Origin of the sequence: Actinoalloteichus caeruleus DSM 43889 (genome assembly GCF_000429185.2) — a bacterium.
GTDB classification, from domain to species: domain Bacteria; phylum Actinomycetota; class Actinomycetes; order Mycobacteriales; family Pseudonocardiaceae; genus Actinoalloteichus_B; species Actinoalloteichus_B caeruleus.
Map to the genome: position 1 here is coordinate 4735852 of NZ_AUBJ02000001.1, position 14628 is coordinate 4750479.

The 14628-nt window shown below is 73.2% G+C and carries 14 protein-coding genes; 8 read left to right on the plus strand and 6 right to left on the minus strand.

Translation table 11 applies throughout. The features are described from left to right. The first annotated feature begins 28 nt into the window (after positions 1-28). Both G443_RS19110 and G443_RS19115 read left to right on the plus strand, forming a co-directional pair. Positions 29-745 carry an SMI1/KNR4 family protein gene (locus G443_RS19110; RefSeq protein WP_026419438.1) on the plus strand — a complete coding sequence of 239 codons (717 nt, stop codon included), beginning with the start codon at positions 29-31 and terminating at the stop codon, positions 743-745. Positions 746-874: 129 nt separating this feature from the next. Continuing rightward, a complete protein-coding gene (locus G443_RS19115; RefSeq protein ID WP_081715579.1) occupies positions 875-1561 on the plus strand; it encodes a pentapeptide repeat-containing protein in 687 nt (228 codons plus the stop codon). A gap of 28 nt (positions 1562-1589) precedes the next feature. On the opposite strand, the gene G443_RS19120 is transcribed toward G443_RS19115, so the two are convergent. Further along, on the minus strand, positions 1590-4595 hold the full coding sequence (locus tag G443_RS19120; protein WP_026419436.1) for a TNT domain-containing protein: 3006 nt from the start codon (positions 4593-4595) through the stop codon (positions 1590-1592). Between the two features lie 627 nt (positions 4596-5222). On the opposite strand from G443_RS19120, the gene G443_RS19125 reads away from it, so the two are divergent. From G443_RS19125 to G443_RS19140, 4 genes are read left to right on the plus strand one after another with little or no spacing between them, the layout of a single operon-like run. Continuing rightward, positions 5223-6452, plus strand: a complete 1230-nt coding sequence (locus tag G443_RS19125) for an MFS transporter (protein ID WP_081715578.1) — start codon at positions 5223-5225, stop codon at positions 6450-6452. Beyond that, the gene (locus G443_RS19130) at positions 6449-7525 is read left to right on the plus strand and encodes a DMT family transporter (RefSeq protein WP_016696838.1); all 1077 of its coding nucleotides are present in this window, start codon (positions 6449-6451) and stop codon (positions 7523-7525) included. The genes G443_RS19125 and G443_RS19130 overlap by 4 nt, the downstream gene beginning before the upstream one ends. Before the next feature lie 4 nt (positions 7526-7529). Further along, positions 7530-8387 (plus strand): bifunctional methylenetetrahydrofolate dehydrogenase/methenyltetrahydrofolate cyclohydrolase, encoded by an 858-nt coding sequence (locus tag G443_RS19135; protein ID WP_026419434.1) that lies wholly within the window; start codon positions 7530-7532, stop codon positions 8385-8387. Next, entirely contained in the window at positions 8384-8674 is a 291-nt protein-coding gene (locus G443_RS19140) for a DUF3017 domain-containing protein (protein WP_016696836.1), read from the plus strand. Before G443_RS19135 ends, G443_RS19140 begins: the two co-directional genes overlap by 4 nt. A 121-nt stretch (positions 8675-8795) precedes the next feature. Here G443_RS19140 and G443_RS19145 read toward each other — a convergent pair whose 3' ends face one another. Then, positions 8796-9821: a medium chain dehydrogenase/reductase family protein gene (locus tag G443_RS19145; RefSeq protein WP_026419433.1), complete on the minus strand. Its 1026-nt coding sequence runs from the start codon at positions 9819-9821 to the stop codon at positions 8796-8798. A 127-nt stretch (positions 9822-9948) separates the two neighbouring features. On the opposite strand from G443_RS19145, the gene G443_RS19150 reads away from it, so the two are divergent. Together G443_RS19150 and mdh are read left to right on the plus strand one after the other, a co-directional pair. Then, positions 9949-10647, plus strand: coding sequence for a TetR/AcrR family transcriptional regulator (locus G443_RS19150; protein ID WP_026419432.1), 699 nt, complete (start codon positions 9949-9951; stop codon positions 10645-10647). Between the two features lie 304 nt (positions 10648-10951). Further along, a complete protein-coding gene (gene mdh, locus G443_RS19155; RefSeq protein WP_026419431.1) occupies positions 10952-11908 on the plus strand; it encodes a malate dehydrogenase in 957 nt (318 codons plus the stop codon). A gap of 128 nt (positions 11909-12036) precedes the next feature. Here the strand turns inward: mdh and G443_RS19160 are convergent, their stop codons facing one another. From G443_RS19160 to G443_RS19175, 4 genes are all read right to left on the minus strand, one after another. Then, the gene (locus G443_RS19160; protein WP_026419430.1) at positions 12037-12234 is read right to left on the minus strand and encodes a DUF1918 domain-containing protein; all 198 of its coding nucleotides are present in this window, start codon (positions 12232-12234) and stop codon (positions 12037-12039) included. A 125-nt stretch (positions 12235-12359) separates the two neighbouring features. Continuing rightward, positions 12360-12815: a DUF8711 family protein gene (locus tag G443_RS19165; protein WP_051314111.1), complete on the minus strand. Its 456-nt coding sequence runs from the start codon at positions 12813-12815 to the stop codon at positions 12360-12362. A 122-nt stretch (positions 12816-12937) separates the two neighbouring features. Continuing rightward, positions 12938-13543, minus strand: a complete 606-nt coding sequence (locus G443_RS19170) for a lytic polysaccharide monooxygenase auxiliary activity family 9 protein (protein ID WP_211237561.1) — start codon at positions 13541-13543, stop codon at positions 12938-12940. Between the two features lie 269 nt (positions 13544-13812). Then, complete coding sequence (locus G443_RS19175; RefSeq protein WP_026419428.1) at positions 13813-14619, minus strand: metal-dependent hydrolase; 807 nt, start codon at positions 14617-14619, stop codon at positions 13813-13815. Between the last annotated feature and the right edge of the window lie 9 nt (positions 14620-14628).

Genomic DNA, 14628 nt, shown 5'->3' on the forward strand with positions numbered 1-14628 from the left:
GTCGCCGGTACCGGGTAGCGTCACGCGGGTGAGCGAGTCCTTCGACCCCGCAGGGGACTGGCCCGCCGACCCGGCGGATCGCGCCGCCGTGTGGCGCTACCTGTGCCGCTACCTCGGTGGCCTCGGCAGCAGCATCGCGCCGGAGGACGGCTGCCCGGCGGACGAGCTGGACGCCGCCGAGCGACGGCTGGGCCTGCCCCTGCCGGCGGCGCTCCGCGAGTTCTACGGGCTGCTCGGCCGCCGGACGGACGTGACGAGCGCGCAGGACACGCTGCTGCCGCCCGACGGGCTCCACGTGGACGAGCACGGGGGGCTGCTGGTGTTCCGCGAGGAGAACCAGGACACCGCCCGGTGGGGGGTCGCGGTCGACCAGCTGGCGGCGGCCGACCCGCCCGTCCTGCTCCAACACGAGTTGTCCGCCGGGAACGAGGACTTCCTGCCCTCGGTGTCCCTGGCGGCGGTGGAGCTGGTGCTCTCGGAGTCGCTGTTCGGCCCGGCGGGTGTCGTGGACAATCGGTACCTGGATGCCGACGACATCGAGCTCGTCGAGCGGTACTGCCGCCGACTCCCGATGCCGGAGTACCCGGTGTGGGCGGTCCCCGGCTCCGCCGTGCGGTGGTTCACCGCTCCTGACCTCGTGGTGCGGGACGACGGCCGGTCCTGGTTGTGGGTTCGCGCGCGCACCCCGGCGGCGTTGGCGGCGTTGCGCGAGGCCGTCCCCGGGGAGTGGATGGGAGCGGACTAGGCGGTCGGGGTGGTGTGGCCGGAGCGGGTCCCCGCGCGCGCGGCGGGTCGACGACGGGACGCCTCGCTCGCGGCACGGCCGGTGCCCGCGCCGCCGGGACCCGTCCGACCGCTGCCCTACGGTGACGGGGTGACCCACCGTCCCTTCCTCCCGCCCGCCCGCCCCGCCGACCACCCGGAACCCGCGCGCTCCTCGGACAGACCGGCCGAACCCCCGGCCGCCGTCGAGCCACCGGAGGTGGGGGCCGACTACTCCTTCGCCCGGCTGCCCCGGGCGCGGTGGGAGCGGCGTGCCTTCGAGGACTGCGACTTCACGGAGGCCGACCTGCGGGAGCTGGTGACGGTCGGGTGCACGTTCACCCGGTGCGACTTCGGCGGCGCGGACCTCGGCGAGTCCCACCACACGGCCAGTGCCTTCCGGTCCTGCGTGTTCCGGCGCACCGTGCTGACCGGCGGCACCTTCGAGGGCTGCTCCCTGCTCGGGTCGAGCTTCGAGGGCGCGCGGCTGCGACCCCTGCGGCTCCGGGAGACGGACCTGACCCTGGCGGCCCTGCCGGGCGCGGACCTGCGGCGGGTCGTGCTGTCCGGCGTCCGCCTCCGGGAGGCGGACCTCTTCCAGGCGAACCTGAGCCACGCCGACCTCCGGGAGGCGGACCTCGGAGGAGCACGTCTCACCGAGGCGAACCTGTCCGAGGCCGACCTGCGTGGCGCGCTGATCGACCCGGCCGCGTTCCGGCAGGCGACGGTGGCCGGTGCCAGGGTGGACGCCGCGCAGGCCATCACCTTCGCGGCAGCCCACGGCCTGGTGGTCGACTAGGGGCCGGGCCCCGTCGCCACCGGGTCCGTCACGCCGGCGGAGCCGCCTCGGGCACCTCCGCCAGCGCGCCGTCATCCACCAGGTCGGTGATCGACCGGGGGAGGATGTACACCAGGCCGCCTCCGGGCTGTTCGAACCACGGCACGGCCACGCCGGTCAGCACCTGGAGCGGACGCAGCAGCCGGTAGGCGCGGTAGGAGCGGTTGACCCACTGCGGCGGCAACGAGCGCTGCTCGTACGGGGTCCCCGCGCTGTAGCTGACGTTGCCGTCCGGTTCGCCGAACCTGTCGATCTCCGTGCCCGCCTGGAGCATGAGGAGACGACGTTCCCGGAACAGGGTGAGCGGTGGCTCCCCCTTCAGGGGCCGGATGATGCTCTGCTGTTCCGAGCCCTGCCCACGAACGGCCTGCTGCCGCGCGGCCGACGGCTGGGCGTCGGCGGCCTGCCGCCGGGGTGGCTGACCGGCCGCCTCGTGGCCGCCGCCCACCGTGTCGTGCTGCGGGGCGCTCGGCTCGCGCTGGCCCGGGTCGTGCGCCCCGTCTGGGTGTTCCACGGGCGGCGTCGGACGCTGCGGCGCCGGCGGCGGTACCGACAGGGCGCTGGTGACCTGCCGGGCGGGGTCGGAATCCTCCGGGTCGTCCTGCCAGTGCCCGGCCGGCACCTCCTCCCGCTGCTCGGGACCCGGTTCCGGGTCCGGGGGAAGATCGCGCGACGGCGCCTCCTCGCCGCGCTGCGACTGGTTCAGCGGCAACCGGATCTGCCGGGGGCCGCCGCCGATGCCCAGGTCCAGCATGGGCGGACCGTCCTGCGGGTCGTAGTCGAAACGGTGTGGCCCCTCCTCGAAGGGGTCGCCGCCACTCGCCGGCGGAATCGCGACGCCACCGCCCGCGAACGGGTCGGGGAGGTTGCGGGGCGGTTCCTCGGCCTCCTCGTGCTGGTCGCGGCGGAAGTCCTCGTCCCCGTGGTGCGCCCGCCGGTCGTCCGGTTCGCCGACGGTGTCCTGGACGACCGGTCGGGGAGGCTCCTCGTGGTCGTGCGGGTGCGCCATCAGCAGCGCCCCCAGCAGGTACGCGCAGGCCTGGTTCACCTGACCGAAGTGGACCTCGTCGTACCGCTCACCGTGCTCCGACCAGAAGACCGACCAGGTCTCCTCCTCGCCGGCGACGTCCTCGCGGAGCAGGCACCAGACGTCCTCCTCGACGACGCCGACCCGGAAACCCTCCGGGTCGACCCCGAGGTCGCTCAGCCGCTGCCGCAGCTGCTCGATGCTCGCCTCGTCCTCGATCGCCGCCGCCTCGGCCTCGTCGTCCAGACCGTCCGCGTCGTAGTGCCGGTCGTCCCGGAACGGCTCAGAACCGTGGTCGCGCTCGTAGTCGTGCTGGTGTTCGTAACCCCCCGGGTCCTGGTAGGGCTGGCCGCCGTCGAAGCCGGGCTGCTCCTGGAACGCGCCGGCACCGCTCCCGTCCTGGTAGCCCGCCTGGTCGTCGGGGCGCGGCGAGGGGTCGTGGTCCTCGGCCGGCTGGTGGTGGACCGGGTCCTGGTAGGACTGCTCCGGGAAGGGCTGCTGGTCCTGGTAGGACTGTTCCGGGAATCCCGGGGTCTCCTCGTAGCGCTGGCCGTACCGCTCGTCCGGGTAGCCGGGGTCCCGGTACGCGGGTTCCTCGTCGAATTCCGAGTAGTACCCGCCCGACTCGGCGGGCGCCTCGACCGGCTGGTCCTCGATCCGCTCGTGCTGCTGACGCGCGCCCTCCGGGGTGGAGGGGCGCTGTCCTGGTCCGTCGTGGCCTTCCGGACCGGACGGGTCCGTCGCCGCCGGCAGGATGCCCGTGGCCGCGTCCTGGAGGTCGTCGCGGAACCCCCCGCCGTGGCCGAGGGGGAAGTCCGGGACGGGCTGCTGCTCGCGCTGGGCCGCCGCCCGCGTCTCCGGCATCCGCTGGTGCAGCAGCGCCGCGGCGGCCGCCAGCACGTCCTCACCGACCGGGGGGAGCTCGAACCGCTGGGAGCGCACGTGGTCCACCAGCTCGGGCACCGGCGGGACACCGTGGCGGCGGAGGTGGTAGCCGACCGCCGCCGACCAGATCCACCGACCGTCGGTGTGCCAGCTCGCCGGTACGGTCGCCCGCCCGTCCGCCCCGAAGGGATCCGGGGTGGGGTTCCGGGTGTCCAGGACCACGGGGGCGTGGTCGAGGTAGGCGAGGAGGACCTCGCGGTCCGCCGGGTCCACGGCCGCCCTGTTGATCATTGGGCGGCCGTCCTCCCTGGTGCCGTCGAAGACACGGGCGACGGAGAAGCCCCCGTCCCCGGCCGCGTCGCCGGGCCGGTCGGGCTCCTGCGCTGACTCCGCGCGGCGGCCGTGCTGGTAGCCGTTGTTCTCGTGTTGGTACCCGTTGTTCGGTGGGCCACCGAAGCCGTTGTTCTGGTGCTGCTCCTCGGCCCTCGGCGCCGCCTGCCCACCGTCCATGGTGTACGAACGCAGTTCCTCGACCACCGAACCGGGCAGCAGGTCGGTCGCGTCCTCCCGGACGAGCTCCGCGGCCTGGGTGGGATCGCCGAGCTGGGGGACGCCACGCCGGGGAGCGTCCTCACCGGACGGACGTGACGAGGTGCCCAAGCGCTGCCGCAGCCAGTCCGGGATGTGTTCCTCGGCGCGGGGGAAGCGTTGGAGCTCCTCGCGGTACACCGCGTCGGGCAGCGGCGGGTCCCAGCCCGGCTCCTGGTTCAGGTTGACGTCGATCCGGTAGTTGGACGGCCGCTCCACCACGTAGAAGGCGGAGAGCCAGGTGCCGACACCTGGCCGGTACATGCCGTGCCGCAGCTGGTCGAACAGGGGAGCGCACTCGGCGGGCGGTTCCCAGCCCTGTGACTCGCCGTCGGGTCCGACGACCTCTCCGACCGTCTCGGCTCGTTGGCCGGCAGCGCGGTATTCCACCCGGATGCGCTGCCACCCGGGCGGAGCGGCGCCCAACACCGCGACGCCGATCTTTCGCGCGAGCGCTGCCTGATCTTCCGGACTGTTCGCCGTCGGACGGGACATAGCTACATCCTCTCTGACGGAGCCGGAGTCGTGGTCCGGGGTGGGCGGAAACAACGGCTGAGACTACGCCCACCTGGCGGGCCGAAAACACCGCTGTCGCTGGTAACCACGCGTGCTGTTCCGCATACAACGCTGCCGGTGACGAGGCTCGTCGGATCGGGCGAGGCCACCGCTCGATCGGGGTCGCCCGAACGGTGTGCGGTCGTGCAACAACATGAACCGTAACGAGCATGACCGGTGCTTTCGGACGGTTCGGGGCGCCGCCGAGGAATGGGGACGACCGCCCTCCCCACCGCGCGGCCAGCGATGTTCGCCGGTCGGCTCCTGCGGGCGGGCTCACCTGTGCGGGCGACTGACGACCCGGGTGCCCACCCTCCCGGCGGGCGGGACGGCCCGAAGGTGTTCGCGCAGAGCGCAGCGCGCGGAGCGGAGCGCGGGGCAGGAGCGGTGTTCCGAAGTCGGAGACCTGCCGCGTCCGTCCCGTGGTCCCCGGGCTCCCCGGTCGCCTTGACTCGGCTCGCGCGGACGAGGACCTGACCGGTGGCCGGAGACCACCTCGTAGCCCGGCCGCGCCCGCCCGCCGGAAAAGCCGATGTGCCGCGGTGGCGTCTGGTGCACGCTGGCCTGGTGCTCGCTCCCTACCGGCGACTCGCCGACGTGCCAGGTGTCCTCAGTCTGCTGCTCTGGTCGCTGCTGGGGCGGTTGTACCAACCGGGAGTCCCCATCGCGCTCACGTTCCTCGTCGCGGACTGGGCCGGTTCCTACCTGGTCGCCGGTCTCGTGACAGGAGCCCTCACGGCCGGCCAGGTGGTGGCGGGACCGCTGCGCGGTCGGGCCGCCGACCACGGTTCGGTTCCTCGACTGCTGCTGGTGACCGGGCTGGTGTACGCGGGCGGGCTGGCGGCGCTCTCGTGGTGGCCGGCGGACTGGTGGTACGCCGCCCCGCTCGTGGCGTTCGTCACCGGGTGCTTCATGCCGCCCGTGACCCAGGTGAGCAGGGCGGTGTGGGCCAGCATCCCCGAGCGGACCGCGCGGGAGGCCGCCTACGCCGTGGAGGCGACGCTCCAGGAACTGCTCTTCGTGGTCGCCCCGGTGCTGGCGGCGATGGTCGTCGCGGTCGTCAGCCCGATGGCGGCGGTGCTGCTCTGCGCCGCCCTCGCCCTGGTCGGGGTGGCGGGGTTCGCGTTCGCCGCGAGCCGGACGGAGCTCCTCTCGGCGCGCGCCTCGTTGACCCACCGGTCGGCGAGGGCGAGTGGTTCGGTGTTCCGGGTGCCCAGGCTCCGGGGTTCGCTCGTGATGGGGTTCGCCTTCGTCGCCTCCGTGATCGCGATCGACCTGCTCATCGTCGCATGGGCCCGGGATCGGGGCACGCCGGCCCTGGCGGGGTTGCTGGCCGCCGCGTGGGGGGCGGGTTCACTGGTGGGCGGGTTCGTGGCCGGGGGGCTCCGCGGCGAGCCCCGGCTGTGGCTGCGGATCGGCGCGGTCCTGGGTGGGCTGGCGGCGATCAGCCTGGTGCTGCCCCCCGTCCACCCCGATCCCTCCCCGTGGCTGCTGGCCGGGGTGCTGGTGGTCAGCGGGCTGGCGATCGCGCCAGCCCTGGCCGCGATGAACGGTCTGGTGGGGCGGATCGCCCCTGCCGGGAGGCAGGCCGAGGTGTTCGGCTGGTTCGCGGCCGCGACCACGGCGGGCGGAGCCCTGGCCAGTGTGGTCACCGGGTGGTTGCTCGACGCCGCCAACCCGTCGGTGACGGCGGCGGTCGCGGCGTCCTGGTGCCTCGTCGCGGTGTTACTCGCGCGACATCTGACCCGGCCGTCGCGGGAGGCCGGTCCGGACATGGCGCAGTATGAGCGGACGTGACGACTGAACCCCCCACCGCCGGGAACGGCCAGCCCTCTCGTCTCCTCGCGCTGGGCATCGCCGGCGCGGTGGTCGCCGGACTGGGTATGGCGGCCCAGTCGCGGGTCAACGGGGAACTGGCGGGCCGGCTGGGGAGCGGGGTCGCGGCGGCCGTGGTGTCCTTCGGGACCGGTCTCCTGCTCGTCGCCCTCTTCGCCCTGGCGTCTCCCACCGCGCGCCGGGGCCTGGGACGTGTGCTCGCGGCGCTACGCTCCGGCGGCGGTTCGCCCGGTTCCTCGTCGTCCCGGCCTCGCGACACCACCGGTTCCGGTGCTCGGGCACCGTCACCAGCGGCCCCCGGCGAACCGAGGTTGCGGTGGTGGCACTGCCTCGGCGGGCTGTGCGGGGCCTTCCTGGTGCTCAGCCAGGGTCTGACCGTCGGGAGCGTGGGAGTCGCGGTGTTCACGGTCGCGGTGGTCGCCGGACAGGTCACCTCGGGGATGGTCGTGGACCGGCTGGGTGTCGGGCCGGGCGGGAAACGCCCGGTGACGTGGTTGCGGATGGTGGGCGCGGTGATCGCGCTGTGCGCCGTCGTGATCGCGATGTCCGGGGAGTTGAGCGACCCCTCCCGGCTCGGGCTGGCCGTGCTGCCCGCGCTGGCCGGCGTGGCCATCGCCTGGCAGCAGGCGGTGAACGGCCAGGTCGGCGTGGTGGCCCGGTCTCCGCTGCCGCCGACGCTGGTGAACTTCGTGGTCGGTCTGACTGGTCTGCTGGTCGCGTTGGCCGTTCTGCTCGTCCTCGGTGACCGGCCGGCCCCGTTGCCGGCCGAGCCCGTGCTCTACGTCGGCGGGCCGCTCGGCGTGCTCTTCATCGCGATCGGCGCGGTGGCGGTCCGCCACACCGGCGTGCTGGTGTTCGCGATGAGCGCGGTCGCCGGCCAGCTTTCCGGGGCCGTCCTGCTGGACCTGGTGTTGCCGGCCACGGACGGGCCGATGTCGGTGGCGACCCTGGCTGGCAGCGCGCTGACACTGCTCGGCGCGGTCCTGGCGGTGGTGCCCGGCCGAACCCGGCGGGGTCGGGGTCTGGAACGATAGGCCCGTGAGCGCCACGATCCTCGACGGCAAGGCCACCAGGAACACGATCTTCGCGGAGTTGCGGCAGCGGGTCGACGCGCTGCGCGCTCGCGGGGTGACACCGGGGCTCGCGACGGTCCTCGTCGGCGATGACCCCGGGTCGCACGCGTACGTCCGGGGCAAGCACCGGGACTGCGCGAAGGTGGGGATCGAGTCGATCCGCGTCGACCTCCCGGCCACGGCGAGCCAGGGCGAGGTCGAGGCGGCCGTCGACGAGCTGAACGCCGACCCGGCCTGCACGGGGTATCTCGTGCAGCTGCCGTTGCCGGGGCGGCTGGACGCCGGGACGGTGTTGGAGCGCATCGACCCCGCCAAGGACGCCGACGGCCTGCAGCCGGTCAACCTCGGCCGGTTGGTGCTCGGCGAGCCGGGGCCGCTGCCGTGCACCCCCCGGGGCATCGTCGAGTTGTTGCGCCGCTACGACGTGCCGCTCGCCGGGGCGAACGTGGCCGTGGTCGGCCGAGGGGTCACGGTCGGGCGCCCGCTGGGGCTGCTGTTGACCCGCCGCTCGGAGAACGCCACGGTCACCCTCTGCCACACCGGAACCCGGGACCTGGACGCGGAGCTGCGGCGCGCCGACGTGGTCGTGGCCGCCGCCGGCGTTCCCGGGCTGGTCCGGCCGGACAGCATCAAGCCGGGGGCGGCGGTCCTCGACGTCGGCATCACCCGCACGGCCGAGGGCCTGGTGGGTGACGTCGCGCCGGAGACGCGGGAGACCGCCGGGTACCTGGCGCCGATGCCGGGCGGGGTCGGTCCGATGACCAGGGCCATGCTGTTGCTGAACGTGGTGGAGGCCGCCGAGCGGGCGGCGGACCGCGCGTGAGCGGTCGCCCCAAGGGGCGGGCGACGGCGCCCCAGTTCTCCTTCCTGCTGGTGATCGCCGTGGTGGTGCTCGGCTTCGTCCGGGTGTTCATGGGGCACTGGCGGGAGGGGTCCGTGCTCTTGGGCGGCGCGCTCCTGCTGGCCGCCGGGCTGCGGGTCCTGTTGGCCGACGAGCAGGCCGGCCTGTTGAAGATCCGGGGTCGCGGGGTGGACGTGCTGCTCTACGGCCTGTTGGGCGGCATGGTGGTGCTGGTCGCCCTGACCATCGAGGGTGGCCCGCTGGGCTGACGCGGGAGCGCGGACCTCGACCCGCCCCGCCCCGCCGCGCCCTCGGACCGCCGCGCCCCGCCCCGCGGACCCTTCCACCGGGAGACGCCGAGCCCGGCATGGGCGGCCTCGCAGCCCATCCTCAGGTGCCCCGCTCCTGGTCGGCCACCAACACGATCTTCCCGTGCACGCCGCCCCGGCTCAGGATCCGCAACGCGTCGGCCGCCCGCGACATCGGGTGCCGGGAGTGGACCACCGGCGTGAGGGTGCCCGCCGCGAGCAGACCGAGCACGGTGCCCAGGTCCTCGCGGAACCTCCGCCCGGGACGCACGTAGTAGAGGGAGACCCGGCGCCGCCGGGTGAGCCGTGGTTCGCCGAGCGTGTTCCACCACAGCAACCCGCCGAGCATCCGCAGGTAGGGGCGCAGGGGCCCGCCCTCGTCGCGCAGCGTCGCCGCCGACCCGTAGCTGACGACCCGTCCGCCCGGCGCGAGCAGGGCGCGTGACCGGGCGACGCTCCGGGGCCCGAGGTGGTCGAACACGGCGTGGTAGCCGTGCGGTGCGTGGCGGCGGAGCCGTTCGGTGAGGTCGGGGGAGCGGTAGTCGACGGGAACGACGCCCTCGGCTCGGAGCGCTTCCTGGTTCGCCTCCGACGCGGTGCCCACGACCGTCGCGCCCGCCTGCCGGCACAGTTGGGCGAGCAGACCGCCCACGCCGCCGGTCGCCCCGTGCACGAGCACCGTCTGGCCCGGACCCACCGGTGCGCTGCGATGCGCCAGCTGCCAGGCGGTCACACCGTTGGTCACCAGGGCGACGGCGTCTCCCGAGTCCACCCCGGCGGGAACCGGGACGACCTCGGAGGCCGGGAGCACCACCTCGTCCGCCCAGGCCCCGGTGCGGGGCATGGCCGCGACCCTGTCGCCCGGCGCGAGGCCGGCGACCTCCGGCCCCACGGCGGTGATCCGGCCGACCAGGTCGTAACCGGGCACGAAGGGGAAGCGGGGTTGCATCGGGTAGCGGCCGCGCAGCATCTGCACTTCGGCGAAAGCGACTCCGCTCGCCTCCACCCGGATGCGCACCTCGCCCGTGCCGGGCCCGGGCACCTCCCGCTCGCGGGCGACCAGACGTTCCGGGCCGCCGAACCCGCTCAGTTCCATCTGCCTGACCATGCTGCCTCACATTAGCTATTGCTTGTTACGTTCGTTATAGCCTGTAACCAAAGAATGCGCCAGTTACCCTGGGCCTGTCAAGCGCGGGTCGCCGCGCCCGTCATCGGCAGTAGTGAGGAGACCCGTCGTGCCCGAGGCCGCGAGCCCGTCGTCCCGACGCCCGCCCCGTGCCCGCTACCGGGAACTGACCCTGCGGGAGATCAAGGACCTGGCGTGGGAGCAGGTCGCGGAGGGCGGCGGAGCGGCGCTCTCGCTGAACTCGATCGCCCGCCGGATGGGCCTGACAGGCCCCGCCCTGTACCGGTACTTCGCCAACCGCGACGCCCTGCTGACCGAGCTGGTGCGCGAGGGCTACCGGGGGCTGGCCGAGGCCGTCGACGCGGCCGTGCCCGGGGCGGGCGAGGCCGACCCCGAACTCCGCCTGCGGGCCTTCGTCCACGCGCTCTGGACGTGGAGCGCGGAGATGCCGCACCGGTACCTGCTCCTGTTCGGGGCGCCGGTGCCCGGGTACGCGGCCCCCGAGGACACCTTCGAGCAGGCGTTCCGCCCGATGGCCGTGCTGTTCGACGTCCTGGCGGAGCTCCCGCCCGGCCCGGCCGAGACGAGGGCGGTCAGCGGCGGACCGCTCCGGGACCAGCTCGCCGGCTGGGTGGACGCCCGCGGGGGCGAGCCCCTCCCGCCGGAGGTGGCCCTGCGGGCGGTCCGGTGCTGGGCACGACTCCACGGCCTCATCAGCCTCGCGCTGGTCGGGCAGTTCACCGCCACCGGAGTGGACCCCGAGGAGGTGCTGCGGGTGGAACTCGACGCCCTGCTCGCCGGCCACTGAGGACTCGGTGGCGCCCTCGTGCGCCACCGGCGCTCCGGCGGCGCGGAGGTCGGACGAGGCGTTCCCCCGTGCGGCGGTGGACGCCCGCTCCCGGTGGAGACCCTGCTCACCACCGGGGGTTCCGCCGCCCGCCGGCTTGGTAATCTCCCAGCGCGCCGGCCCCTGCCGGCGCGCGGTCCCGGTGCCGTGGCCGTCGCCGAACAGGTGATTCCGGGTTGGCTCACGACGAACGTGACGTCGCCGTGCCCGCCCAGCGTCGCGCCCGGGGAACCCACCCAAGACGCGGATCGGGAGGACCCCCCAAGTGGCACGTTCCGGTAAGGTCGCCGTCGTCGGCGCCGGCTTCTACGGCTCCACCACGGCCCAGCGGTTGGCCGAGTACGACATCTTCGAGACCGTGGTGCTCACCGACATCCTGGAAGGCAAGCCCGAGGGGCTCGCCCTGGACATGAACCAGTCCCGGGCCGTCGAGGGTTTCGAGACCAGGGTCGTCGGGCAGACCACCGGCCCCAAGGGCGAGGGCTACGAGGCCATCGCCGGCGCCGAGATCGTGATCATCACGGCCGGTCTTCCCCGCAAGCCGGGCATGAACCGGATGGACCTCATCGAGACCAACGCCAAGATCGTCCGGCAGGTCTCGGAGAACGTCGCCAAGCACGCGCCCGAGGCCGTCGTCATCGTCGTCTCCAACCCGTTGGACGAGATGACCGCCCTCGCCCAGATCGCCACCGAGTTCCCGAAGAACCGGGTGCTCGGCCAGGCCGGCATCCTCGACACCGCGCGGTTCACGAACTTCGTGGCCGAGGAGCTGGACGTGCCGGTGGGTTCCGTGACCACCCTGACGCTGGGCTCGCACGGCGACACCATGGTGCCGGTGCCCTCCGCGTCCTCGGTCGACGGGACGCCCCTGACCGAGGCGCTGCCGGCCGAGAAGGTGGAGGAACTGGTCACCCGCACCCGCAACGGTGGCGCGGAGGTGGTCGCGCTGCTCAAGACCGGGTCCGCCTACTACGCTCCCTCGGCCGCCGCCGCCCGGATGGCCAAGGCGGTGCACGAGGACTCCGGTGAGGTCCTGCCGGTGTGCGCGTGGGTCGACGGTGAGTACGGGATCTCCGGCGTCTACCTGGGCGTGACCGCCGAGCTGGGCAGGGAGGGCGTGCGCAAGGTGGTCGAGCGCGACCTCACCGACACCGAGCTCGCCGCGCTGAAGGAGGCCGCCGAGGCCGTCCGCGCGAAGCAGGCCGACGTCCAGAGCCTCTGAACACGCTCTCGGGGTCGCTCGATCGGCCCCGAGCGGGGAAGGTCGGCGTCGTCCTCCTGGGGGCGACGCCGACGTGCTCGGTGCCGCCGTGGCCACGGCCCGCCAGCCGGCGAAGACCGCGGCCCGGGTCAGCCGTGCTCGGGCATGGGGGGCTCGACGAGGCAGTCCGCCCCCGGGAACATCAGGGCCTCGCTCCCGTCGGGGAACCGGACCAGGTAGGGCGGTTCGCCCTCCGGGCCGCGCACCTCGACGATCTCGCCGGTGCGGTCCTGCTGGCCCACGGTCCTGCTGTGCATGTGCAGCCGGTCGCCTACATCCGCTCGCATCGCTGGTCACCTCCGCCATCCAGGCTACGGAAGTGACCGGCGCGACGCAGGCCGGTGGCGAGGGGATCGGGACGACCACCCCTCGCCAGGCCGCGAACCACCGACCGAACCACGGTGGGCACGGGTCAGAGACAGGCGTCCCGCAGCACCTGGACCTGGTTCTCGACGGTCTCGACGGTGTCCGACCCCACGCCGTTCTCCGCCAGGTTGGCCGCCGAGTCGCTCATCTCCCGCAGCGCGTTGGCCACGTCCTCGTCGGTGGTCTCGGCCGCCAGGGTCGCCAGCTCCTCGGCGCGCTCCCGTGCCTGCTGAGCGGTCTCCTCCGGATTCGAGACCGCGTTGCCGACCGACTCGAAGAAACCGACGATGCCCAGCGCCTCGGCGCAGGTGGTCGCCTTGTCGATCTGCTGTTGGCCCTGCTCCAGTTGTTCACGCCCCTGGTCGATGGCGTTGCTCAGCTCCTGTTGGGCTTCCTGGACCTCTCCGCAGCCCACCAGCAGCGCGCCGAGCGCCAGGGCGCTCACGCCCACGCCCACCGCGCGCCGGGCCCTGCCGGCCGACGACCTCACGCTCAACCTCATGTGCGTTTCCTCCGCCCTCGGTTCGGGCCGGACTCGCGGCCCGTAGCGCACGTTACCGAGGGTGACGCGAAGTTGTCGTGGGCTCCGGCCGGCAGGACCGCCCTGGGCAGCGGGTTCGGCTGTCAGCTGAACCGGACGTCCGAGCAGGCGTAGAAGGCGTTCCCGGTGTCAGCGATGTCCCACACCGCCAGGATGACGTGGTGACCGCTCTTGTTCGGCAGGGTTCCGCTGTGCGCGAAGACCGACGGCGGCCGCTGGCCGCCGTAGTCGAGGCTGAGGAACGGCGCCGGCTCCAGCTGGGCCCGGCTCAGCGGCTGGTTCGGGTTCCAGCCGTCGCGCGTCACGAAGTACCGCCACGAGCTGGTGGCGTGCGAGACGCTGATCTGCCACCGGAACTCGTGGTTCGCTCCGCTGGTGAGCGGGGTCGTCGGCCACCCCGCCCCTCGTGGGTCGTCGAGCTGGGAGAACCGGCCGTTGCCGCCGGCGCAGATGGTGCCGTCCGCCGGGCCCGAGGCGGGGAACCCCTTCGGACCCTCAACGCTTTGGGGCTCCCACTGGATCTCGCCGCAGCCGGTGACGGCGCCGGACGCGCAGTGGTCCTGGCGGCTGGCGGGGTTCTGGGTCCAGCCGTGGCCCTGCGCGGTTCCGGCGAACGCGGTGACGCCGAGGAGGGGGAGAAGACCAAGCAGTGCCGCTCCGGCCGCACGCCGGATTCGTTGAGTGAACATGTGGTGAGCACTCCCTTCGACAGGTGCTGGCATTCCGCACGCTACGGAGGAAAATTCCCCACCAACAGATCCGATCCGAGGAAAGATTGCGCTGTTCGGGTGGTCGTCGCTGGTGTCTCCCCGTATTGGGAAAAAGGGTGGCGGAACACTTCCGGTCGCGCTCGGCCGGTTGTTCGTCGCGGCCTCAAACGAAGGGTTCGTCGAACGGATCGACGAACTGGTGGGACGGAAATGTGCCCGCCACCAGCACCGATGGTCGAGCGGTGCCGCTAGCGGTTCAGGATCCCCAACTCGGCGAGCCATGGGGCCGCCCCCGTTCGGTAGAGGACGATGGCCGAGAGAATGGTCGCGGCGACCGTGAGCAGTGGCAGTACGACGACCATTTCCACCTTGCTCCCGGTGCTCATTCGGAAGGCCTTGGGTAACCGGACCGGATACCAGGTCTTCCATTTGATGGGCACCGGCCAGAACATCGAACAGCCCTGCTGGGTGATCGCGTCCCCCAGGTAGTGCGCCGTGCAGCCCAGGATCACCGCGACGCCGAACACCGCCGGGTTGTGCGGTTCGGTGCCGGCCCAGGCCCAGCAGAGCACGGTCAGCACCAACGAGGCCACCGTGATCAGGGTGGCGTCCCGGCGGGGGCACCACTGGTGCATGATCCCCCGGATCGCCAGCCCGGCGAAGACGAACATCAGGACGGCGAGGGCCCCGCCGTCGCTGGCCTGGACGACGGCCGTCGTCACGACCCCCATCAGCAGGGCGAACACGAGGGTGTGGGTCAGCCCCCGGTGGCCGCCGTCCCGGTTGGAGTCCTTCTTCGTCTTGGTGACCTTGTAGACCCAGCCGCTGATGGTGTTCACGGCGGCCGAGACGCCCCTGCTGGCCGAGCCGAAGGTGCGGGCCACCGTCGAGTTGGGGTGGTCGATGTCGGGGAGGAGCGCGGCTCCCGAGGCCAGGGTGGCCCCGACCACCCAGGTCTTCGGGGACAGCTGGCCTATGCTGTGCGTGTTGGCCAGGGCCGTCACCGCTGCCCAGGTGGCCAGCCCGCTGATGGCGTGTGTCGGCCCCGTCGCCATGTGCCCTCC